Origin of the sequence: Halorubrum sp. SP3, from assembly GCF_005435195.1 — an archaeon.
Taxonomy (GTDB): Archaea; Halobacteriota; Halobacteria; order Halobacteriales; family Haloferacaceae; genus Halorubrum; species Halorubrum sodomense.
Map to the genome: position 1 here is coordinate 1 of NZ_SGTU01000644.1, position 258 is coordinate 258.

The 258-nt window shown below is 69.0% G+C and carries 1 protein-coding gene; it reads right to left on the bottom strand.

What is annotated here, in order from left to right:
• A partial coding sequence (locus EXE42_RS17830; protein ID WP_199240822.1) for a PLP-dependent transferase occupies positions 1 to 258 on the bottom strand: 258 nt, incomplete at both ends.

Sequence of the window (258 nt, forward strand, 5' to 3'; positions counted from 1 at the left end):
CGTCGACGATCAGGGCGCCGCCGATCGTGTCGGAGTGGCCGCCGAGGTACTTGGTCAGCGACTGCGAGACGATGTCGGCGCCGTGTTCGAGCGGCCGCTGGAGGTACGGGGTCGCGAACGTGTTGTCGACCGCGCAGAGCGCGTCGCCCTCGTGGGCGATGTCGGCGAGCGCGCCGATGTCGTTGACGTTCATCAGGGGGTTCGTCGGGGTCTCGACCCACACCAGTTCGGTCTCGTCGCGCATCGCATCCCGGACCG